Below are 22,249 nucleotides of genomic sequence, written 5' to 3'. Positions count from 1 at the left end.
AAATCATTAAAAAAACAAAATTTAAAAAATGACAATTATGAAAACTATCAAATCAATTTTACTTTGCAGTATATTATTCGGATTCCTTTCATGTTCCGATGATGACTCTACTTCCTCATTCGTAGACTTAAAAGCCGAAGGACTTACTTATACTTTGGTATCACAATCAAGTGCAACAACAGGTGTAGTTAGAATTAGTGGAAAAATTAAAAACATAGGAAACGCTAATTTTTCATCTACTATTCAACAACAATATGTTGCAATTTATGAAAGACCTTTAGGAACAACAACAGAAACAGAAGAAATAGCATTAAACTTCACAACCATGAATGCTGGTGAAGAAACTACATTTTTTTATGATAGAAATTGGGATACTACAATTGAATTTCAACCCGAATTCATTTTAAGAATTGTTATGGATCCAGATATCACGTTAGACGGAAATTCAAATAATGATGATATAAATTTTAATAATCATCAAATTATTCTTCAAGGAAATGAAATTAACTCTTTATTTAACTAAACTATGAAAACATTCAAAACAATTTTCACGCTAACATGCCTATTAATGCTATTATCATGTAATAATGATGATGAAAGCAATCCTTCTGTAAGAGAGTCGTTAACTTCTGGGAGATGGTATTTTGAATCGATGAGTTTATCACCATTAAATGATTGTGAAAAAAACACCTTTATAGAGTTTTTTCAAAATGGAAATGCTTATACAGAAAGTTATAACTTAAATGCCGAAAACGTATGCGAAATTACTTTAGTAAATTCGGGTTCTTTCGAATTAGTTAGTGATAGTCAATTATCAATTACTTATGGAACTGAAACCAATTCTTCATTAGTTATTGTCCAAATTTCTGATTCACAACTTATTCTAAGAGATGAATCCGGTAGTGAACATAACACAATAACATTTGATAAAACACAAGGATAAAAAAATAATTATGAAAAATCTAAAACGAATAATGATTATACTCACCTGTTCTACAGTCTTATCTTGTAGCAGTGATGATAACTCTGCAAAAGGTTACTTTCCAACTAACATCGAACTAACAGATTATACTAATAGTATTAACAATAAATCAATTAGTATCAGTTATAATAGTAACAATAGAATTTCTGAAATTATTTTAGAAGACAATAATGAAATTAAGACAAAACAATACTCTTATACCAACGGAAAAATTACAAGTGTTTCCAATACTGGGTTTTTAGGTGGTCCCGATGTTAGAACATTTGTGTATAACGCATCTGGAATTTTATCTTCTATTGTTGATGAAACCGACGGATCAACTGAAACCTACTTGATTAATTATGATGCGCCGTCAAACACCTATACTTTAATTGACGGAACAGAATCAAGTAGTGTACAACTTGATGAATCAGGAAATCCATATCAATACTCCTTTTCTTATCTTACTTCAAACATAGTTTTAACTCTAGATTCTAATGAAGAAGGAGTCTTTAAAAATGTTGAATCACAAGTTGCTTTACAATTTGATTTAGCCTTATTTAGTGGAGGCGAACTCTTTTATTATTTCAATCAAAGACAAATCAATCATTTTCAATTTGGTGTTCAAGACTTTGATGTTATTAACAATCGCGATACTAATGGAAATATCTCCTCTGTAATTTACAACTTTGTTGGTGGCGGAAGACAAATAGATTTAACCTATCAAAAAAGAAACCTATAAAATTAAACTATGAAAACAAAAACAATTCTTACTCTTGTTGTTTTATTAAGCATTAGTTTTTCACAAGCTCAATTACTAGATAAATTAAAAAAGAAAGCCGAAAAAGCTGCTGAACGCACAGTTGAAAGACGTGTAGAAAAGGAAACCGAAAAAAAAACAGATAAAGCTTTAGATGAAGTTTTTGAAGAAAAACCTACCCAAAAAGAGAAAAAATCATCAAAAAAAGAATCAAGTGAAAAATCTACTTCAACAAGATCAAATAATGAAATTGTGACAGGAAGTAACTTCTTTCCAGATGGTCAAATCCTATTCACAGACAATTTCAAACAGGATAATTATGGAGATTTTCCAGTAAATTGGAATACTAATTCAGGAGGAGAAATTATCAAAGTAAATGGTGAAAAAGCGTTCAAATTAAATCCTAATGGAACTTATATCGCTAAAACATCCAAATTACCAGAAAATTACGCTTTAGAGTTTGATTTAGTGACTGAAAATTTAGACTACAAAGGACTTTCAGGTTCTAATTTTGGATTAGTATTTTCTAATGAATCAACTTTAAGTAAACCAAAGAATGGTGGTAAATTTGGATTTTCATTATGGAAAGGTTCAACTGTTTGTAACCAAATAAACATTCAAAATTGGGGTAAAAACAACGGAAAGATTGACAACAAAATTCCGTTTAAAATGCAAGAAAAATTTAATACAATCACGCATTTTACAGTAGTTGTCAACAAAAATAGATTGAGAGTTTTTATCAATAATGAAAAGGCTATAGATTTGCCTTCTTTTTTGAGTAATAACTTTGGAAATTATATCCAATTTTATTTAAAAGGAACCGATCCAAAAGAAAAACATATTGTAGCAATTTCAAATGTTAAAATTACAGAAGAAGTTGAAGACATTCGTTCGATGTTATTGAAAGGTGGATTTTCAACAACAAAAATTCTGTTCGATTCTGGATCTGATAAATTGAAAAAAGAATCGTATGAGTTTTTAGATAAAATGGCAAAAGTTTTACAAGAAGACACTTCTATCCGATTAAATATTATTGGACATACCGATAGTGATGGTGATGAAGTTAAAAACATGACTCTTTCGAAATCTAGAGCTGCCGCTGTAATGAATTATTTCATTGATAATAAAGGCTTGAACAAATCACGATTTATGTTTCAAGGAAGAGGTGAAAACGAACCGGTTGCAAATAATACTTCTTCAGAAGGTAAAGCGCAAAACAGACGTGTAGAGTTTCAAACTTTAAAATAGTTCAAAATGAAATTAGGCACAAAGTAGTCTTTGGATAGCTCCTTTAACTGCTTTAGGAATGGTTACAGGAGCTATTCCTAATCCATTTAATTTACTAGTCCGTCAAACGAAACGGGTTCAGCGTATAGAAAAGAATATGTATGTCAGATTAAAGAAACAAAAAAAATGAATTAAGAGCTCAAAGATTAACTAATGAATTGATGATTCCAATTAATTATGCTGCTCACTAAAAATTGCCAACAAGATTTCGCCTTCGACCATTCTTGTTGGTGATTCTTTCATCAATTGCAACACGCGTTTCATCGCATACGGATTCAATCCCATGTTAATACCAATTTCGTTGATTTTAATTTGTTCGGCATCGTGCAAAACACCATCGCAATGCATTAATAAAGCCAAACGATAAAACTGACAAATTCGGTGGAACTCATCTTTTATTACGGTAACTTCTCCTCTATTTTCAAATAATTGATGAAAAACTTTTTTATCGATTTCCAACTCCATAGCTACCATTTCCAAGAAATCATACTCACGATCATGCAACTCGCCATCGATTAATGCAAACGCAATCATTTCTTGTAATAAACTGATTTTTTCTTGGTAGCTGTCCATCAAAATACTATTTTTATGTCTTTGTAGGTTCCAAATATAAAAATGAAAATGAAGTATTTCTTAATTTATGTCTTTTTTTTATTAACATTTGTTGGTAGTTGGTCACAAAGTAAAGTAATTACTTTTACAATAGAAGCCTCTCAACTACAAACTTCTAAGAAAATTTGGATGTACTTACCGCATAATTATGAAACAACCAAGAAGAAGTATCCTGTTGTGTATATGCACGATGCGCAAAACTTATTTGACGATAAATCGGCATTTGCTGGTGAATGGCGAATCGACGAAACCTTAGATTCTTTAAAGGCAGAAGTTATTATAGTAGGAATTGAACATGGCAATGAAAAGCGTTTAGAGGAACTAACTCCATTTCCTAATGAAAAATACGGTGGTGGAAAAGCTGCTGCTTATCTCGATTTCATAGTGACAACATTAAAACCATATATTGACACCAATTATAGAACGAAATCAGGTAAAAACAATACTGCAATAGCAGGTAGTTCCCTAGGCGGTTTAGCTTCCTACTATGCCATTTTAAAATATCCAAGAGTATTTGGAAAAGCGGCCATTTTCTCGCCTTCATTTTGGTACTCCAATGCCATCTATACCTTAACCGAAAACACCAAAAAACTGAGAACAAAACTCTATTTCCTTTGTGGGGATAGTGAAAGTCCAACAATGGTTGATGAAATGAACAAAATGATTGATTTGATCAATGATAAAAGATGTTCTTGTATGCAGCTAACAAAAAAAGTGGTGATACAAGGTGGTAAACATAATGAAAAATTATGGCGTAATGCATTTGGAAAAGCGTACCTTTGGCTGTTTTAAATTGTTACTAGTTGTGAATTAATTATACAATTTTTAAATACTTTAATCTGATATCCAAATAATAAAAGATAGGAAATGAATAACAACGATATTTTCAAAAAGTTACGTGTAGCTTTACAATTACGAGATGATCAAATCATTGAAATATTAAACTTGGTTAATTTTAGAGTTTCAAAAGGAGAACTCGCAAATGTTTTTAGAAGTGAAGATCACCCTAACTTCATGGAATGTGGCGACCAATTGTTACGAAATTTCTTAAACGGATTGGTTATTCATCTTAGAGGCACAAAAGAAGAGCCTAAAAACCCAAAAGAAGTTCTTGCACAAATTGCTAAAAATAAAACCGCTTTACCAAGAGAAGAGAAAAAGGCCGAAGTAAAAAAAATAACTAAACCAAAAACTTCTGGTGATAAAAAACCGTTTGGACAAGGTAAACCTTCTGCAAAAAAACAAAAACCAGAAAGTGCAGTAGAACGTTTTAAATTTAATTCCGGCAAAACAAAAAATAAATAGTAATTATTAAATTTTCTATTTGTAGAAATTTTTCTACATTTGCTAAAACACATTTAATATGAAAAAAGTAATTTTATCTGCTATTATGCTACTAGGCTTAGCATTCAGCGCACAAGCACAAGACATTTCTAAAAACGCATTAGGTTTACGTTTAGGTGATAATGACGGTTTTGGAGGTGAGATTTCTTATCAAAGAGGTCTAGGAAAAAACAATCGTTTAGAGTTAGACTTAGGCTGGAGAAACAGCAATGATGTAGATGCTTTTAAATTGACCGGTATTTATCAATGGGTATGGAACATTGAAGGTGGTTTTAATTGGTATGCTGGTGTAGGTGGTGGTATTGGTAGTTGGAGTTATGATAGAACTATCGGAGGTAATAGAATCGAAGACAGTGGAACTTTTGTATTTGTTGCAGGTAACTTAGGTATTGAATACAATTTTGAAGAAGCTCCAATTCAGTTATCTTTAGATATCCGTCCAGAATTATACTTTAACTCTGATGATTACAGAGAAGATAATTTTGGTCCAGACTTAGCGCTTGGAATCCGTTATAGATTCAACTAAATAAAAAAAAGGCTCAAATTAATTTGAGCCTTTTTTTATTCTATTATTATCGTTTGTACTTTTGGAATCAAAGCAATACAATAAGGAGAAGTCAAAGCCATAGTTACCATAGCCCCTTTTTCGGGTGTTTTCTCTTTTGATTTAATTTTCAAAACACCATCATCCATTTTAATCGAATCAATCGAAATGGCAAATCCTCCAGTAGCTTGTTGCCCTTGAAAAAGCACAATGACATCATTCTTTTTAAAATCTACAACTGCTAATTGATTCAACTCAGACTCATCAATTTTTAAGGATTCAATCAATTGAATGTAGCTTTCATTGTCTTTAATATGGACATGTCCTTTCTTGTCCTGACCTCCATAACTTCTTTCATAAATAATTCGATATGAATCATCGTTAACAACATCTTTAGTTGGATTACATGAAAACAATATTACAGCAAAAAAAGGAATAATTTTATTCATCATTTAGAATTTAAAGCTTTAAAATAAATTTGTTCGTACAACGGTACGATATTTTGAATATCAAAAAGTTTAGCTGTAGCTAAGGCGTTTATCTTAAACTGTGCTAGTTGGGTTTCATCTTTCAATAACGCGATGGCATCCCGACTCATTTTAGCCACATCACCAACATCACTTAAATATCCAGAAAAACCATCTTTATTTACCTCGGGTAACCCCCCAGAATTACTTGAAATGACAGGAACACTACACGACATAGCTTCTAATGCTGCTAATCCAAAACTTTCTGTTTCAGATGGTAATAAAAATAAATCGGAAAAACATAAAATTTTATCGATCTCGTTGCTATTCCCAAAGAAAATGACTTTGTTTTGAATTCCTAATTGTTCACACATGTATTCGGCATTCTCTTTTTCTGGTCCTTCTCCTACCATCATTAATTTAGAAGGAACCTCTTTCTGAATTTCATAAAAAATGCGAACAATATCTTCAATACGTTTTACCTTTCTAAAATTAGAAATGTGAGTGATGATTTTTTCATTAGCAGGTGCCATCAACGAACGATGACAAGGAATATTCTCTTTTAATTTCTCTTTGTTGAGCTCAATAAAATTTGGAATAACTTCAATTTCTTTCTTAATATCAAATAATCGATAGGTATCGTCTTTTAAGCTTTGAGAAACACTGGTTACAACATCTGATTTATTGATACTAAAACTTACCGCAGGTTTATAAAAGGGATGATTTCCCACTAATGTGATATCGGTTCCATGCAATGTAGTTACCATTGGAATATGTATGCCTTCATCCGCTAACATTTGCTTCGCCATATATCCTGCATAGGCATGAGGAATGGCATAATGTACGTGTAATACATCTATCTTATACAATTTTACCATATCTACCAATTTGCTAGATAATGCTAATTCATAAGGTTGGTAATGAAACAACGGATATTCTGGAACGTGAACTTCGTGATAATGTACATTCGGATTCAACAAAGCCAAACGCACAGGCTGACTGTAAGTAATGAAGTGAATTTCATGACCTCTTTTGGCTAATTCTAAACCTAATTCGGTTGCCACAACACCACTTCCTCCAAAGGTAGGATAACAAACTATAGCAATTTTCATTTACATAAATTTTGAAATAAAATTACCACTTATAGAATTGGCAATTATAAAACATTTGTTAAAATTATTTTTTAAAAGCAGATTCGTAAGTTGCAATCCAATCTTCAACAGTAATCTTCTTTACCAATTCTCCAATTAATTCAAATGGAATATTTTCAGGCTTTTTGATGCGCAAACAACTCTTCCCTATATCCAATTTTTGTTTCGAATGTTTTGGATATTCGGATACAAACCATTCGTATAATTCAGGTTTCGCATAAATCCCCATATGGTAGAAATTAATACTATTTTTTTGACTCGCAAATCCCATAAAAGGTAAAGCCTGTTTAGGATTGCAATGATAGCCTTGAGGATAAATTGAATGCGGCACAACATAACCTACCATACCATAACCCATTCCCTCCTGAAAACCCTTAGGAAGGTTTTCTAAAATTATATTTCTAAGTTTTTGTAAGGCTTCTTTTCTATCTTCTGGAGCTTCACTAATATATTGCGCTACTGTTTTTGCTTCCGATGTCATGATTGCTATTTTGAATTGCGTATTAAATTTACAAAAATTACTCAATAATCGCTTCGTAAATTATTCGCTGAATGTTTTCTCTTATATTCTCTTTAGATAATTTATTTACAGCGTTCGAGTCTGGATACGTTCTGTTAGATAAGAAAACGTATACAATTTCCTTTTCAGGGTCGGCCCAAGTCATCGTTCCTGTAAAACCTGTATGTCCAAAACTTGTCAAAGAAACACAACCGCATGTAGGCCCTTCCGTTCCTAATTGTGGTTTGTCAAACCCAACCCCTCTTCTATTGCCATCTTCACAGAAATAACAGGTATTAAAGGTCGTAAAGGTTTCTTCTGAAAAAAAAGTGCGACCACCATAAACTCCTTTTTGTAAGTACATTTGCATTACTTTGGCAACATCCAAAGCATTTGCAAACAAACCTGCATGACCTGAAATACCACCTTGCATTGCTGCTGCCATATCATGAACATAACCTTGAACCAATTGATGTCTAAAATAGGTGTCCATTTCTGTGGGTATCACTCTGCTAGAATGTACTTTTTGTAACGGATTATACATGATCGAATTGGCTCCTAAAGGTTCATAAAAATTAGCAAGTGCTAAGTCTTCAAGTGATTTTTTATTGTGATATTCTAAATATTCTTTAAATAATATAAAAGAAAAGTCACTGTATTTGTATTGTTTTTTGGGGAGTAATTCGCTTTCCAAAATAGTCTTTACAATAGTATCATTATAATCCTTTCTCAAATATAATTTTTCGGCTACATGAATTGGAAATTCAGGAGAATATACACTTCTGTAAAACAGTGTACTTGGTCGGTTTAAACTATCTAACGTAGCTTTATAAAACGGAATCCAAGGCTGAAAACGCGCTTGATGTGTTAACATATCTAAGACAGTAGCATTAGCTTTATTAGAATGTTTCGCTACAGGCAACATCGTTCGTAGTTTTGTTTCTAAGGTTAAATGACCTTTATCAAACTCTTGCATTAAATTGGGTAAAGTAGCTACAATTTTTGTTAAAGAAGCTATATCATACAGATCGGTATTCTTAACTTTCTCATTTGATTCATACGTGTGATTTCCGAATGATTTTTGATAAATTACTTTTCCTTTTCTTGCCACAACTACTTGAATTCCTGGTGTTATTCTCTTAGAAACAGCATAATTTGCAATCGAATCAATTTTTGTTAAGATTTTAGAATTCATCCCTACATTCTCAGGAATTGAGAATCCTAAACGCTTTATCTCTAAAGTTTCTATGCCTTCATTTACTTTGAATTCGTCATCAATTGAAACCGGTAACTTCCCTTTTGCTCCCATAGCGCCAAAGATGATTTGAGGAGTTATCGTTTGAGCAATATCGTTGTTCTGATAGGCTAAAACAATCGTTTCAATATCTTCGAAGTTCTTCAAATTAGTTAATGAATAAGGTTTCGTAAAACAAGTTAAAATCACATCATTTTGTTTCGCAATTTGATTAATCCATAGCATTTCTTTGAAGTTTAAATTGTGATTTCTCCAAGCACCATCTTGCTTGTGATATCCAATAATAACTTTCGTATAGTCTTGTAATGCAACCAAAACCGAATCTAAATTTTTGTTGGTAATTTCACTAATTGAAGCGTAATTTCTCAAATTAGCCAAAAAGGTATCAGATGCATCATTTCCTAACTTAATATAAGCAATTTTCTCTTTTTCAATAGTAGAAACAGGTATTAATTTATCCTGATTTTTTAATACCGTTATGGCATTTTCATATAATTTATAATTCAAAGCATCAAATTCAGCAGCATTCAAATCTTGATATAAATTATCTAAAACGATAGGTTGATAATTATTTAAATTCGCTTTGTACTTGAAAGATAAAATCTTCTTAACCGAATACATCAAACGCTCTTCTGTTAGGATTCCTTTATCAAAAGCTTCTTTGAATTTTTTTATCGCAACAGGAACATTTTCAGCAAATAACAGTACGTCGTTCCCTGCCAAAAAAGCTTCTAAATCGATATCACCTGGCTTCTTAAAATTACTTGCTCCCTTCATATTTAAGGCATCCGTAAAAATTAAGCCTTCAAACTGCAATTCATTTTTTAAGATATCAGTAACTACTGGATAGGAAATTGAAGTTGGATAATTTGCTCTTGGTTCTAAACTTGGCACATTCAAGTGCGCCACCATCACACTTGCTAATCCATTTTTAATCAATTCTTTATATGGGAAAAGTTCGACTTCATCCAAGCGATTTCTATCGAAATTTACAACGGGTAATGTATGATGTGAATCGGTAGAAGTATCTCCGTGACCAGGGAAATGTTTTGCTGTTGCATAAACGCCCTCATCTTGTAATCCTTTCATTAATGCAATTGCTCTTGTAGTAACATTTTCCTTTGTTTCACCAAACGAACGATTTCCAATGATTGGATTTTTAGGATTTGTATTGATATCTACAACTGGAGCAAAATTAAAATGAATTCCCATTCGCTTCGATTGCTTTGCCATTTGATTTCCAGCTTTCTCAATTAATTTCATGTCCTGAACAGCTCCAAGTGTCATGTTCCACGGGTAGCGATAGGTAGAGTCTAATCGCATGCTCAATCCCCATTCAGCATCAATTCCAATGAACAAAGGTACATCAGCTTTTGCTTGATAGCGATTGGTTAATTTCGCTTGACGCACTGGACCTCCTTGAAAGAAAATTAATCCTCCAATTTTATATTCTTCTACTAATTTATCAATTGATTTATTATGAACTTCGTCTTTATTAGAATAAGCGGCAACCATGAACAATTGTCCCACTTTTTCTTCAAATGAAAATTGATTGTAGATACTATCAACCCAAATTTGTTGTGAAACCATTTTTTCGTTCGCTAGCACAGATTTAGGTATAGTTTGAGAAAAAGAAGTATGTAGGAAAACTACCAAAAATAGTAGTGTATAAACTCTTTGCATAAATTATGATTTGGTATTTTAAACGTAAAACTAAATTTATGGCAAAATACTATAACTTATCTTTAAAATAAAGTGTTTTAGGTTTATTTTATGAAGAAAGTTGTTAACTTGAGTACCTTTTTGTCGAGAAACATTTGAGATACTTAGTTAATCAAATCGATATGACGGTCATGATAACCTAATAAGTATAAAACACCGTCTAAACCAATACTAGAGATAGAACTTTGTGCGTTGTCTTTTACTTTAGGCTTGGCATGAAATGCAATTCCTAAGCCCGCAAGATTTAACATGGGTAAATCGTTAGCCCCATCACCAATAGCAATAGTTTGATTGATGTGAATTCCTTCTTTTATTGCGATTTCTTTTAGGTACTCAGCCTTTTTATTTCCGTCTACTATTTCTCCTATGTAACCACCTGTTAGAATACCATCTTTGATTTCTAGTTCATTTGCATAAACGTAATCAATACCCAATTCTTTTTGTAAATATCTTCCAAAAAAAGTAAATCCCCCAGATAAGATTGCAGTTTTAAAACCATATGATTTTAAAGTATCTATCAATCTTCTGGCTCCTTTGGTTATCGGTAAATTTAAAGCAACTTCATGCAAAACTTCTTCTTTTAAACCTTTTAAGAGTAGCATTCTTTGTTTGAAACTCTCTTGAAAATCGATTTCACCTTGCATAGCAGACTCAGTAATCGCTTTTACTTGTTTACCAACACCTGCAAGTTCGGCCAGTTCATCGATAACCTCCGTTTGAATGAGAGTTGAATCCATATCAAAACAAACCAATCTGCGGTTTCTTCTGAAGATATTATCCTCTTGAAAGGCAATATCCAAGTTCAATTCAGATGATATGGCCATAAACTTTTCAGTAAAAACCGATTTATCATGTATTTCACCTCGAATGGATAATTGGATTGAAGATCTCGGATAATCATCTTCTTTTACCAAAGAAACCCTACCGGTTAATCGTTTGATTGCATCGATGTTTAAATTCTTTTCCGAGATTACTTTAGTGACTTGAGAAATTTGTTCGGCCGTTAGTTTTTCACCTAGCAAGGTAACAATATAACGATCCTTTCCTTGTAGCTGCACCCATTTCTCATAATCTTCAAGTGAAATGGGTTTGAATTTGGCTTTAATTCCTAATTCATATGATTTGAATAAGATATCTTTTAAAACAGCTGCGGCCTTTTTTCCCGATTTAATCTGAAACAAAATACCTAAAGAAAGCGTATCATGAATGTTCGCCTGACCAATATCGAGAACATTAGCTTCATATTCTGCTAAAACAGCAGTTAATGTAGAGGTTAATCCAGGTTTATCTTGCCCAGAAATACTTAATAAAAAAATATCACTATCCATAAAAAGGAGTTTAAAAAAACCTACTATGCCAACTTTCGCTCGCTGGAACTTCCCAGAAATCTTGCCACTCTCCTAATGTATTTAAGAGATTGTTGAATACTATGGTATTTTCTGAAACAGCTTTTTCTTTGGCCATTTTTTTAAACTCAATAAGGGGTTTGAAAGCAACATGATCGCCGATTTTAAAAGTAACATTCATTTTGTCTAATAAATCTACACCATATTTTTGTTCTAAATTTTGGATAAACAGAACAGAGGCATCAATAGAACAACCTGTTGCAGCTTGTACTTCTTGATTTACGGCAATAATTATAAAACGATTATAACGTGTTACAAAAGAAGCTTCAAGATGTTGACCATGTGCAGTCCAATTTTCTAAAAAAGAAGTCAAATCGTTTTCAATTTCTTGAATTTCATCATCAGAAAATTTCCTGTTGGATTGATAAATCCAAATTTTTGACTCTTCAGGCAAGGTATCAAATGGTACAAACATGACTATTTCTTTATGATATCAGTAACGATTTTATACGATACAAATTTCCCTAATTTAGCGTCAAATAATTCTAATTCATAATAAAAAACATCAACAGCATCAGATACTTTTAATACTTTGTCTGTTAACAAATAAGAATTATCAAAATTACTCAATAAGATAAATGGATTGTTTTTTCCAGAATCTTCTTTTACAACAAAGGAAATAAACTGATCTGATTTAATCTCAGATACTTTACCACTAACAGAAAGTTCTTCCGTTTCAAAATCTTCTTCTCCACCAGCACTTTCTTCATCAATCATAAACTGAAAAACTGTTGGGCATTTTAACCCCATTCTCTTTCCAACTTCATACCCCAATTCTTCCATTTTTTCACTATTTGTAATAATGTCTTTACCATAATGTTTTTCAACATCTTTCTCAAAAGCATTTATCCCTTCTAGTAAACAAATTCCAATTGTTAATTCGAAATTTTCTTTAGTAATCTCTTGTTTTTCAGCACAAGCACAAGCCTTTTCAGCTAATTTTTCAGACAGTTCATCTTTTGTCAACTTTTGAGCAAAAGCAACATTTCCAAAAATAACAAATAGTAATAGTAATTTTTTCATATTATAAATCTTGTGCATTAGCAATTATTTCAGCAATATCTAACACTTTAACTTCATTCTCTTTGTGAGCAAATTTTACTCCATCGGTCATCATTGTATTACAATAAGGACATCCAGTAGCTATAATATTTGGAGTCGTTTCGAGAGCATCTTGAGTTCTTAAAACATTAATTTCCATATTTCCTTTTTCAGGCTCTTTAAACATTTGAGCTCCACCAGCACCACAACATAACGCAGCACTCTTACTTCGTTTCATCTCAACAATTGCAGCATTGGTTTGCGATAAAATTTCTCTTGGAGCTTGATATTCATTATTCGCTCTCCCTAAATAACATGGATCATGAAATGTAATACGACTTCCTTTATAAGTTTCTTTATTGAAGTTTATACGCCCTTCTTTCAGAAGTTGTTGAATAAACTGTGTGTGATGCACAACTTCATAGTTGCCCCCTAAACTAGGATATTCATTTTTCAAACAATTAAAAGAATGAGGATCACAAGTAACAATTTTCTTTACTTCGTAGGCATTAAGCAACTCTATATTCATTAAAGCTTGCATTTGAAACAAGAATTCATTACCAGCTCGCTTTGCTACATCTCCTGTACAACTTTCTTCAGTCCCTAAAACCGCAAAGTTTACATTTGCTTTATTTAAAATTTTAACAAAAGCTCTTGTGATTTTTTTTGCTCTGTCATCGAAACTACCAGCAGAACCCACCCAAAATAAAATTTCAGGTTGCTTGCCCTCAGCCATCATATCGGCCATTGTTGGTACAATTAAATTTTCTGACATATATATACTATTTATGATAGTTAGATTATTATTTAACAGGATTTATTGATTATTCGTTTATCCAGTTTAAACGATCCATTTGATTATATGGCCAAGGGGCACCATTATTTTCAATATTACTCATCATATTGTTTAATTCCATTGGTGCAGCACTTTGTTCCATTACTAGATAACGACGCATATCAATAATAATTGATAACGGACTTATATTAATAGGGCACTCTTCTACACATGCATTACAAGTTGTACAAGCCCATAATTCCTCTGGAGTAATATAATCATTTAACAAAGATTTTCCATCATCCACAAAAACACCTTTGTTTAAATCGATATTTCTTCCCACTTCTTCTAAACGATCGCGCGTATCCATCATAATCTTACGAGGCGATAATTTTTTACCCGTTTGATTGGCTGGACATGAAGAGGTACAACGACCACATTCTGTACAGCTGTATGCGTTTAATAATTGTACCCAATTTAAATCTTGAACATCTGAAGCTCCAAATTTAGCGGGAACTGCATCAGGATTAGCAGGTGCAGCAAACGGGTCGGCACTTGGATCCATCATTAATTTAACCTCGTTAGTAACACTCTGTAAATTATTCAATTTCCCTTTAGGATTTAAATCCGCATAGAACGTATTTGGAAATGCTAATAAAATATGTAAATGTTTAGAAAAATATAAATAGTTTAAAAAAACTAATATCCCTGCAATATGCAACCACCAAGCTGTTCTCTCAATAATTACTACTAAACCTTCACTCATTCCATTGAAAACAGGAGCAATATATTGAGAAATTGGAAAACTACCCGCTTGATTATAATGTCCAATCCCTAAATTCTGAAGGTGAAAATCAGCTGCATTCATCAGTAAGAATAACGTCATTAAAACAACTTCAAAATACAAAATGTAGTTCGCGTCATTTCTAGGCTTTCCATCTAAATCGGCACTTGCAAAACGACCTATCTTAGTTACATTTCTTCTTATCCAGAAAATGATAACAGTAACTAAAACTAATAAAGCTAATATCTCAAACGAACCTATTAAAAAATCATAAAATCCACCCATAAATGACAATACTCTGTGGGTTCCAAAAAGTCCGTCAATGATGATTTCGATTACTTCAATATTGATGATTACAAAACCAACATAAACTACAATGTGCAAAAATCCAGCAATTGGACGCTTCACCATTTTAGACTGTCCTAATGCCACCATAGTCATGTTTTTCCAACGCGCTGAAGGATTATCAGTGCGATCTACATCTTGACCTAATTTTATATTGCGGATTAGTTTTTTTACATTAATTGTAAAATAACCGATACCTGCTGCTAAAAGCAATGCGAATAAAATATTATCTAAAAAACTCATCGTATAAAATTTACTTTTTGATTGTGTCGTTTACTGGTGCCACATAAGGTTTGTTCTTCTTACCAAAAAGAGAAACATTTACATAGCGTGTTGGATTTAAACGAAGATCCTGTAATAATAATTCTAATTCTTTTGAAGTCTTAGTGAAATTAGTATACATAGCATCGTCCTTCATTAATTTCCCTATAGTTCCGTTCCCTTTTTCAATATCAGCCATTATTTTATCAACACTTGCTAGCGTTTTCTCAAGGTTTTTAACGGTCTGACCTAAATTAGCATTGGCAAGCGAATCAGACATCTTAGAAAAATTAGCGGAAGTTTTATCTAAGTTAGTCATTGTAGCGCTAATTTTTGCTTTGTTTTCCGAAAGCAATTCGTTGATGTTTTTTGAAGCTCCACTAAATTCTGAAAGTGTTTTATTTAATTCTGCAATACTATGTTTTAAATTTTGCTTAGTACCTGCATCTAAAACATCATTGATATTAGAAACCATAGCATCTGCATTGTCAAGTAATTTTTGAACTTTGTATTGCAATGGCTCCAATTGTTGTGCTAAAGCATCTGTTATTCCTAATTTGCTACTAGCTTTTAAATAATCTCCTGTTTTGATATAATCTTTATCTTGAAAATTAGGTTTAATCGCAATTTGTCTTCCTCCCACTAAACCAGAATCATAGATTTCAGCAATACTGGATTTAGAAATAGGAAAATCAGTATTAATTTGCATTTCAACCAATAATTTCCCATCCGGTTGGATGTTAATCGAATTTACTTTTCCAATAGCCAATCCGTTCAACGTAACTGGAGCTGAATCTACTAGTCCAGCGACATTATCATATACTACATAAACTCTAGTGCTACTATTAAATAAGTCTTTACCTTTTAAAAAATTATATCCCCAAATGAATAATAGTATAGATACAATAACGAGGACAGCGGTTTTGATTTCTCTTGTTAATTTCAAAGCGTAATAATTTTTAACAAAAATAAACTTTTATTTTATTTTATTGCATCGGCGAGGCTTATTTTTATTCCATCTTTATAAGCCACTATAAATGCAGACGCATACCCTTTTTGTTTCGCAATTTCTAACTTTTGTTTAGCAGTAGCATAACTTTTTTCTAACCCAAAGAAATATTTATTCATTTTTCCAGAACTTTCAACTGAAACAGGAGCTAAACCTTTGAAATTTGATGGTGTTAGTGCTAGATCTTTTGTGCTAGCAGCAATTTGAATTTTGAAAACAATTCCAGTTTCAATAGCCTTTTCTGGGGTAGTTTCTTGGATTTCCTTTACTATTGATTCTTGACTTGGTTCAAAAGTATTTTCATTATTGTAGGGATTAAAAAATTCGTTCTTATAGTCCAAAATTGCTCCTGCAATTGCTTCCGCTAAAATCTCTTGTCCTTGTTCCGAATTTAAAAACGCTCCTTCTTCTTTATTAGATACGAATCCCATTTCTACCAAAACTCTTGGCATCGTAATTTGACGAAGTACTAGAAACCCTGCTTGTTTAACACCCCTGTTTTTTTTATCTGTTTTTTTTGTAAAAAACTCTTGAACTCTTCCCGCTAACTCGATACTTTGATCCAAATGTTCTTCTTGAAGAATCGAAATTCCGATTACGGATTCAGGGGAATTCGGATCAAAACCATCATATTTAATTTTATAATCGGTTTCTAATGTAACTACTTCATTTTCATTTTTTGCTACTTCTAAATTGGATGCATTCCTGGTAATACCCATGACATAAGTTTCATTTCCAGAGGCAGCCTGATTTTTATTGGCATTACAATGCATGGATACAAAAATGCTTCCTTTTGATTTGTTCGCTATATTCGCACGTTCTTGCAATTCGATAAAAACATCTGTTTTTCTAGTGTAAATGACTTCTATCTGAGGGTCATTCGCTAAAATAGCCCCAACACGTAGCGATGTTTTAAGTGATATATTCTTCTCTATATTCCCATGATAAACAGCACCATAATCTTTTCCTCCGTGTCCGGCATCCAATACAACCTTAAACTTTTGGTTTTGGCTGTTCCCTGAAAAAACACCCATTGCAATCACAACAAAAACAATTCTCTTTAACATATGCAATTGATTCTTAATTCTTAAACGTAACAATAAAAGCTGAAGAATATCCTTTCTTTTTTGCTTCCTCTAATTTCTCTTTACAAGCATCATAGTCGGTCTCTTCTCCGTAAAAATACTTGTATAATTTTTTATCTTTCTCAACAGTAATATTTTTCAATCCCTTAAAATTGGAAGGCTTTGTGGTTAACTTTCTTGTACCAGCAGCAATTTGAACCTTATAATAGGTTTGATCTCTTTTAGAAGTTGTATTACCTACAACATTAGTATTTGTTTTGTCTGATGTTACTATACCTGCATCAGCTCCGTTAAAAAAACTTATTTTATGGTTTAAAATAGCAGCTGAAATAGATGTTGCCATTTCAATTCTACCTTTAGAGGAGTTCAAATACTTACCCTCAACTGGATGGGAAACAAAACCCAATTCAATTAAAACTCCAGGCATGACTGTAGCATCTAATACCCATATTGGCTGTTGTTTTACTCCTCTAGAAAAACGATTGTTATCTTTTACAAAGTTATTTTCAATTTCGGAAGCCAAACGAATACTTTGATCTAAAAATTCTTCTTGTAAAATTTTCAATCCTAATAAAGTACCTGGGTTATTAGGATCAAAACCTTTATACTTTTCATTGTAATCTTTTTCTAGAAAAATAACGCCGTTTTCTTTTTTTGCGATATCTAAATTGGTATCTGTACGAGACATTCCCATTACAAACGTTTCTGTTCCTTTTGCAGCGGTACTTTTAACTCCGTTACAATGAATGGAAATGAATAAATTAGCTTTTGCTTTATTTGCAATATTTGCTCGTTCCTTTAGACCAATAAATACATCTGTTTTACGAGTATATACCACTTCTATCTCATTACTCTTTTCCAAAATCTTACCAATTTTGAGCACAACATCTAATACAATATCTTTTTCTTTAATACCGTTCTTTATGGTTCCTGGATCTTTCCCTCCATGACCCGCATCTAAAACAACCTTAAATTTTGATGGATTTTGGCTAAATCCAATGGTGATTGCAAAGAATAAAAGAATGAAAGACAAATAAATACATTTTTTTTTAGATGGCATAAAACAATTGATTGATAGGTATGAGTTATAATTTTATTAAAAGATTATTTTTGCAAAAAAATATATGTAAGTTTGACACTTCAAAAAGTGAGCCAAAATTTTTACAAAAATACTATTAAAAGCATTGTATACAAAGTTAAATCATATCGTTTTTTCATTAATTTTTCTAGTGTTAGGATCTCATTTTGTTATTTCTCAAGAAACAAAGTTGGAAGATTCTATAAAAATAACAGCAGCTGACGCTCCAAAAATCAAAGATTCAATCGCAAAAGATTCAATCGCAAAAGATTCTGTCAAAAAGAAGAAAGTGTTCTTAGATGGAATAGTAAATATGAAAGCGAAAGATTACGAGAAAATGGATCAAAAGAAAAAACAACTTACGCTATACAATGAAGCTTCAATAAAATATACGGACTTCGATATTAAAGCAGGTGTAATTGTATATGATTTTGAAAAAAAGCAAGTCTATGCTGGGAGAATTAAAGATTCTGCTGGGAATTATACCCAAAGACCTGTATTTACACAAGGATCTAATGTAGTCGAACCCGATTCAATTGTCTATAACAACACAAGTGGAAAAGCATTGATTTGGAATTCTAGAACGAGTCAAGGTGAGATGAACATAAAAGCAGAAATAGCGAAAAGAGAAAACGATTCTGTCATCTTTATGAAGTCGGCTCGGTTAACAACTGCTAAAAACGTAGATGATCCGGAATATTACTTTTTTGTTACTAAAGTGAAATTTGTACCCAAGAAAAAAGTGGTAGTGGGACCTACTAATTTGGTAATAGCGGATGTTCCAACACCGCTATTCTTACCATTTGCTTATTTTCCAATGACTGAAACTAGTACTTCTGGTTTTATTGTCCCTACACCTGGACAAAATAATCGTCAAGGCTATTTTTTACAAAATGGAGGCTATTATTTTGCTCTGAGTGATCATTATGATTTAGCTATTCTTGGAGATTATTACACTAATGGTAGTTACGGATTAAGAGCAGAGAGTAGTTACGCGAAAAGATATAAATTTAACGGTAGAGTAAATCTACGTTTTGAGAACAACATTCAAAGTGAAAGAGGTTTTCCCGATTACGTAAAATCACGTCAATACAACATTCAATGGTCCCATAGTCAGGATGCTAAAGCAGCCGCGAATTCTAGGTTTTCAGCGTCTGTCAATTTAGGAAGTAGTCAATATTTTAGACAATCGGTTAATTTAAATAATATCGGAGCCAGCTTAAACAACAACTTAAGTTCGTCGGTATCTTACTCCAAAACCTTCCAAACGATTCCTCAAGTTAATTTATCTTTATCAGCTACCCATTCCCAAAATACAAACACGCAGCAAATTGATATGACACTACCTACACTACAAGCCAGTGTGGATAGAATTTTTCCATTTGCACCGAAAGATGGTATTAAAAAAGGTTTTTTTAAAAATATAAGTTTTCAATACAACTTGAGAGGGGAAAACAGGATTAGGACTATAGACTCACTTTTCTTTAAACCAGAAATGTTTGAGAATGCTAGAACTGGATTCCAACACACCATACCTGTAAATACGAATTTTAAAATATTAAAATACCTAAGTGTTTCAGCAGGGGCTACTTATAATGAAGTTTGGGCCTTGAATACCATCGAAAAATTTTACAGTCCATCTGATAACAAAGTAATTACTGAGAATGTGAATGGATTTGAATCCTTTCGAACGTACAATTTTAATTTAGGAATTGGAACAACAGTTTATGGAACATTCAACTTTGGTGAAGATAAAAAAATACAAGCAATTAGACATACTATAAGACCTAATATATCCTACGGTTACACTCCAAGTTTTGAACAATATTATGACACCTATGCCATTGATGCTACTGGCTTAACTACAGCTGAATATACAAAATTTGATGGTGGACTATTTGGTGCACCTGGAAGAAATTACTCAAACAATATTGGTTTTTCCATGAGTAATACTTTTGAAGCAAAAGTAAAAGATGAAAAAAGCAAGAAGGGAGAAACAAAAAAAGTTATGCTTTTGAACAACTTGAATCTCTCTACTAATTATAATATTGCCGCAGATTCATTAGCTCTAGCTCCTGTTAGAATTAGTGGTGGAACTTTACTTTTTAATCAAAAGATGAACGTCAATTTTGCAACAACATTAGATCCGTATGCTATTGACAATTCTGGAAGACGTATCGATGTGTTTAATATAGATAATGGAGGGAGTCTTCTGCGAATGACCAGTTCAAACTTAACTATTAACTACAGTTTTTCAAGTGAAGACACTAAAAACGAAAGTAATGCCGACAAACAAAATACTCAAAATGGTGGTACTGGAGATGATTTATTTGGTCGATCTACTGACTTGAGTGATACCAGACAAAGTCTCTTTGATAAAAGTGGCGATAAAAAAGAAGAAAAATCACCTGAATGGTACAACACCAAATTGCCTTGGGATTTACAATTAGCCTATTCTATAACCTATAATAATAACAACCGCCAGGATGAGATTTCATCAAACTCATTAATGGTTGCTGGAAATTTTGAATTAGCACCTAGATGGAAGGTAGGATTTTCCTCTGGTTACGACTTTGTTCAAAAAGGAATTACTTTTACCCAACTGCGATTCGAGCGCGATTTAGAAAGCTGGAGAATGAGTTTCAATTGGGTACCCTTTGGCACCAATACCTACTGGGGTTTCTTTATCGGTATTTCATCTTCAATACTTAGTGACATTAAATATGATAAGCGTCAGCTTCCAGATAGAGTCTTACGATAATCCAACTTAATATGAAAAAAATTATTTACACAGAGAAAGCTCCTGCTCCAATTGGACCTTATAATCAAGCAGTTTTAATCGGAAACACACTATATACCTCAGGACAAATAGCCTTACATCCAGAAACTATGGAATTGGTTTTAGATACTATAGAAATCGAAACCAAACAAGTTATGGAAAATATGAAAGCTGTTTTGGCTGCTGCGGACATGACTTTTGAAAATGTAATTAAAACAACAATTTTCATTATGAATATGGGAGATTTTACAAAAATAAACGCTGTTTACGGTAGTTACTTTAATGAGGCTACTGCACATGCAAGAGAAACAGTTCAAGTGGCATGTTTACCAAAAAATGTAAACATTGAAATTTCCATGATTGCCGTAAAATAATACTCATATTATTTTAAAAAAATCAGAAGGATATTACTAAAATAAAGATAACAATTACTACTCTCAGCACAAATACTTTTTGAAAGTCCCTGTTACTGAGAGTGTTTTTTTTAGCCATGAATCGTCTCTGATTTTCCGTAACTTGCAATTACTTTGGCTTCAAATTCTAACCATTCTTCCCAACGCTTTTTAACGTCGTAACCTTCTTCTGCTAACTCGTGTGCGAATTGCAAAAATGAAGTGTAGTGATTGGCTTCCGAAATCATTAATTCTCTGTAAAAAACAGCTAATTCTTCATCTTGAATATTATCCGAAAGCACTTTAAATCGTTCGCAACTTCTGGCTTCAATCATTGCCGCAAATAACATACGCTCTACGATTAAATGCTTGCGATTGCCTGGCTTCATGAATTTGAATAAATCGTTTACATAACTATCTTTTCGTTCACGTCCTAACACCCAACCACGTGATTTGATAATCTCATGTACTTGCTCAAAATGATCTAATTCTTCTTTTGCAATTGAAGTTAACTCAGTAGTAATTTCGGTAAACTCCGGCAACATGTTGATTAACATAATCGCGTTAGAGGATGCTTTCAATTCACACCATGCGTGATCGGTTAGAATTTCTTCTAAATTTCCTTCAGCAATATTAGCCCATCTTGGGTCGGTTGGTAATTTTAAACGAAACATATTTTTAAGTAAAAAGTG

General features: G+C 32.4%; 23 protein-coding genes. 9 read left to right on the top strand and 14 right to left on the bottom strand.

Annotated elements, in window-relative coordinates:
* The first annotated feature begins 37 nt into the window (after window positions 1-37).
* Genes BUE95_RS11280 through BUE95_RS11265 form a run of 4 tightly spaced genes read left to right on the top strand, consistent with a single transcriptional unit; the run spans window position 38 to window position 2,969 of the window.
* A complete protein-coding gene (locus BUE95_RS11280) occupies window positions 38-523 on the top strand; it encodes a hypothetical protein (protein ID WP_143165283.1) in 486 nt (161 codons plus the stop codon).
* A gap of 3 nt (window positions 524-526) precedes the next feature.
* Window positions 527-943 (top strand): lipocalin-like domain-containing protein, encoded by a 417-nt coding sequence (locus tag BUE95_RS11275; RefSeq protein ID WP_084530286.1) that lies wholly within the window; start codon window positions 527-529, stop codon window positions 941-943.
* Between the two features lie 10 nt (window positions 944-953).
* Entirely contained in the window at window positions 954-1,703 is a 750-nt protein-coding gene (locus BUE95_RS11270) for a hypothetical protein (RefSeq protein ID WP_073584534.1), read from the top strand.
* Between the two features lie 9 nt (window positions 1,704-1,712).
* Window positions 1,713-2,969, top strand: a complete 1,257-nt coding sequence (locus BUE95_RS11265; protein ID WP_073584532.1) for an OmpA family protein — start codon at window positions 1,713-1,715, stop codon at window positions 2,967-2,969.
* Between the two features lie 210 nt (window positions 2,970-3,179).
* Here the strand turns inward: BUE95_RS11265 and BUE95_RS11260 are convergent, their stop codons facing one another.
* The gene (locus BUE95_RS11260; protein WP_073584530.1) at window positions 3,180-3,581 is read right to left on the bottom strand and encodes a TerB family tellurite resistance protein; all 402 of its coding nucleotides are present in this window, start codon (window positions 3,579-3,581) and stop codon (window positions 3,180-3,182) included.
* 42 nt (window positions 3,582-3,623) lie between these two features.
* On the opposite strand from BUE95_RS11260, the gene BUE95_RS11255 reads away from it, so the two are divergent.
* The 3 genes from BUE95_RS11255 to BUE95_RS11245 all read left to right on the top strand — a co-directional run bounded on the left by BUE95_RS11255 (window position 3,624) and on the right by BUE95_RS11245 (window position 5,490).
* On the top strand, window positions 3,624-4,412 hold the full coding sequence (locus BUE95_RS11255; RefSeq protein WP_073584528.1) for an alpha/beta hydrolase: 789 nt from the start codon (window positions 3,624-3,626) through the stop codon (window positions 4,410-4,412).
* A gap of 75 nt (window positions 4,413-4,487) precedes the next feature.
* Complete coding sequence (locus tag BUE95_RS11250) at window positions 4,488-4,925, top strand: DUF1456 family protein (RefSeq protein WP_073584526.1); 438 nt, start codon at window positions 4,488-4,490, stop codon at window positions 4,923-4,925.
* 58 nt (window positions 4,926-4,983) lie between these two features.
* Window positions 4,984-5,490 (top strand): outer membrane protein, encoded by a 507-nt coding sequence (locus tag BUE95_RS11245; RefSeq protein WP_073584524.1) that lies wholly within the window; start codon window positions 4,984-4,986, stop codon window positions 5,488-5,490.
* Between the two features lie 35 nt (window positions 5,491-5,525).
* Here BUE95_RS11245 and BUE95_RS11240 read toward each other — a convergent pair whose 3' ends face one another.
* The 12 genes from BUE95_RS11240 to BUE95_RS11185 all read right to left on the bottom strand — a co-directional run bounded on the left by BUE95_RS11240 (window position 5,526) and on the right by BUE95_RS11185 (window position 18,368).
* A complete protein-coding gene (locus BUE95_RS11240; protein ID WP_159433513.1) occupies window positions 5,526-5,957 on the bottom strand; it encodes a protease complex subunit PrcB family protein in 432 nt (143 codons plus the stop codon).
* A complete protein-coding gene (gene bshA / locus BUE95_RS11235) occupies window positions 5,957-7,087 on the bottom strand; it encodes an N-acetyl-alpha-D-glucosaminyl L-malate synthase BshA (RefSeq protein WP_073584520.1) in 1,131 nt (376 codons plus the stop codon). The genes BUE95_RS11240 and bshA overlap by 1 nt, the downstream gene beginning before the upstream one ends.
* Before the next feature lie 64 nt (window positions 7,088-7,151).
* A complete protein-coding gene (locus BUE95_RS11230; RefSeq protein ID WP_073584518.1) occupies window positions 7,152-7,607 on the bottom strand; it encodes a DUF1801 domain-containing protein in 456 nt (151 codons plus the stop codon).
* A 37-nt stretch (window positions 7,608-7,644) separates the two neighbouring features.
* On the bottom strand, window positions 7,645-10,470 hold the full coding sequence (locus BUE95_RS11225; RefSeq protein WP_234977652.1) for a serine hydrolase domain-containing protein: 2,826 nt from the start codon (window positions 10,468-10,470) through the stop codon (window positions 7,645-7,647).
* A 236-nt stretch (window positions 10,471-10,706) separates the two neighbouring features.
* On the bottom strand, window positions 10,707-11,930 hold the full coding sequence (gene serB, locus BUE95_RS11220; RefSeq protein ID WP_073584514.1) for a phosphoserine phosphatase SerB: 1,224 nt from the start codon (window positions 11,928-11,930) through the stop codon (window positions 10,707-10,709).
* A 10-nt stretch (window positions 11,931-11,940) separates the two neighbouring features.
* Window positions 11,941-12,423, bottom strand: coding sequence for an ABC transporter ATPase (locus tag BUE95_RS11215; RefSeq protein ID WP_073584512.1), 483 nt, complete (start codon window positions 12,421-12,423; stop codon window positions 11,941-11,943).
* Between the two features lie 2 nt (window positions 12,424-12,425).
* A complete protein-coding gene (locus BUE95_RS11210) occupies window positions 12,426-13,031 on the bottom strand; it encodes a hypothetical protein (protein WP_073584510.1) in 606 nt (201 codons plus the stop codon).
* A gap of 1 nt (window position 13,032) precedes the next feature.
* The gene (locus BUE95_RS11205; RefSeq protein ID WP_073584508.1) at window positions 13,033-13,824 is read right to left on the bottom strand and encodes a (Fe-S)-binding protein; all 792 of its coding nucleotides are present in this window, start codon (window positions 13,822-13,824) and stop codon (window positions 13,033-13,035) included.
* A 49-nt stretch (window positions 13,825-13,873) separates the two neighbouring features.
* The gene (locus BUE95_RS11200; protein WP_073584506.1) at window positions 13,874-15,196 is read right to left on the bottom strand and encodes a 4Fe-4S dicluster domain-containing protein; all 1,323 of its coding nucleotides are present in this window, start codon (window positions 15,194-15,196) and stop codon (window positions 13,874-13,876) included.
* A gap of 10 nt (window positions 15,197-15,206) precedes the next feature.
* Window positions 15,207-16,160, bottom strand: a complete 954-nt coding sequence (locus BUE95_RS11195) for an MlaD family protein (RefSeq protein WP_073584504.1) — start codon at window positions 16,158-16,160, stop codon at window positions 15,207-15,209.
* Between the two features lie 35 nt (window positions 16,161-16,195).
* Window positions 16,196-17,290: an N-acetylmuramoyl-L-alanine amidase family protein gene (locus tag BUE95_RS11190; RefSeq protein WP_073584598.1), complete on the bottom strand. Its 1,095-nt coding sequence runs from the start codon at window positions 17,288-17,290 to the stop codon at window positions 16,196-16,198.
* Window positions 17,291-17,303: 13 nt separating this feature from the next.
* On the bottom strand, window positions 17,304-18,368 hold the full coding sequence (locus tag BUE95_RS11185; protein WP_073584502.1) for an N-acetylmuramoyl-L-alanine amidase family protein: 1,065 nt from the start codon (window positions 18,366-18,368) through the stop codon (window positions 17,304-17,306).
* Window positions 18,369-18,576: 208 nt separating this feature from the next.
* Between BUE95_RS11185 and BUE95_RS11180 the strand changes: the two genes are divergently transcribed.
* A complete protein-coding gene (locus tag BUE95_RS11180; RefSeq protein ID WP_234977651.1) occupies window positions 18,577-21,147 on the top strand; it encodes a putative LPS assembly protein LptD in 2,571 nt (856 codons plus the stop codon).
* Window positions 21,148-21,158: 11 nt separating this feature from the next.
* The gene (locus BUE95_RS11175; protein ID WP_073584498.1) at window positions 21,159-21,539 is read left to right on the top strand and encodes a Rid family detoxifying hydrolase; all 381 of its coding nucleotides are present in this window, start codon (window positions 21,159-21,161) and stop codon (window positions 21,537-21,539) included.
* Window positions 21,540-21,649: 110 nt separating this feature from the next.
* Here the strand turns inward: BUE95_RS11175 and miaE are convergent, their stop codons facing one another.
* The gene (miaE, locus tag BUE95_RS11170) at window positions 21,650-22,231 is read right to left on the bottom strand and encodes a MiaE family protein (protein ID WP_073584496.1); all 582 of its coding nucleotides are present in this window, start codon (window positions 22,229-22,231) and stop codon (window positions 21,650-21,652) included.
* Window positions 22,232-22,249: the final 18 nt, after the last annotated feature.

This window comes from Flavobacterium cucumis (genome assembly GCF_900148835.1).
Taxonomy (GTDB): Bacteria; Bacteroidota; Bacteroidia; order Flavobacteriales; family Flavobacteriaceae; genus Flavobacterium; species Flavobacterium cucumis.
The sequence above is the reverse complement of the archived record's forward strand: the minus strand, read 5'-3'. Positions and strand labels throughout refer to the sequence as shown.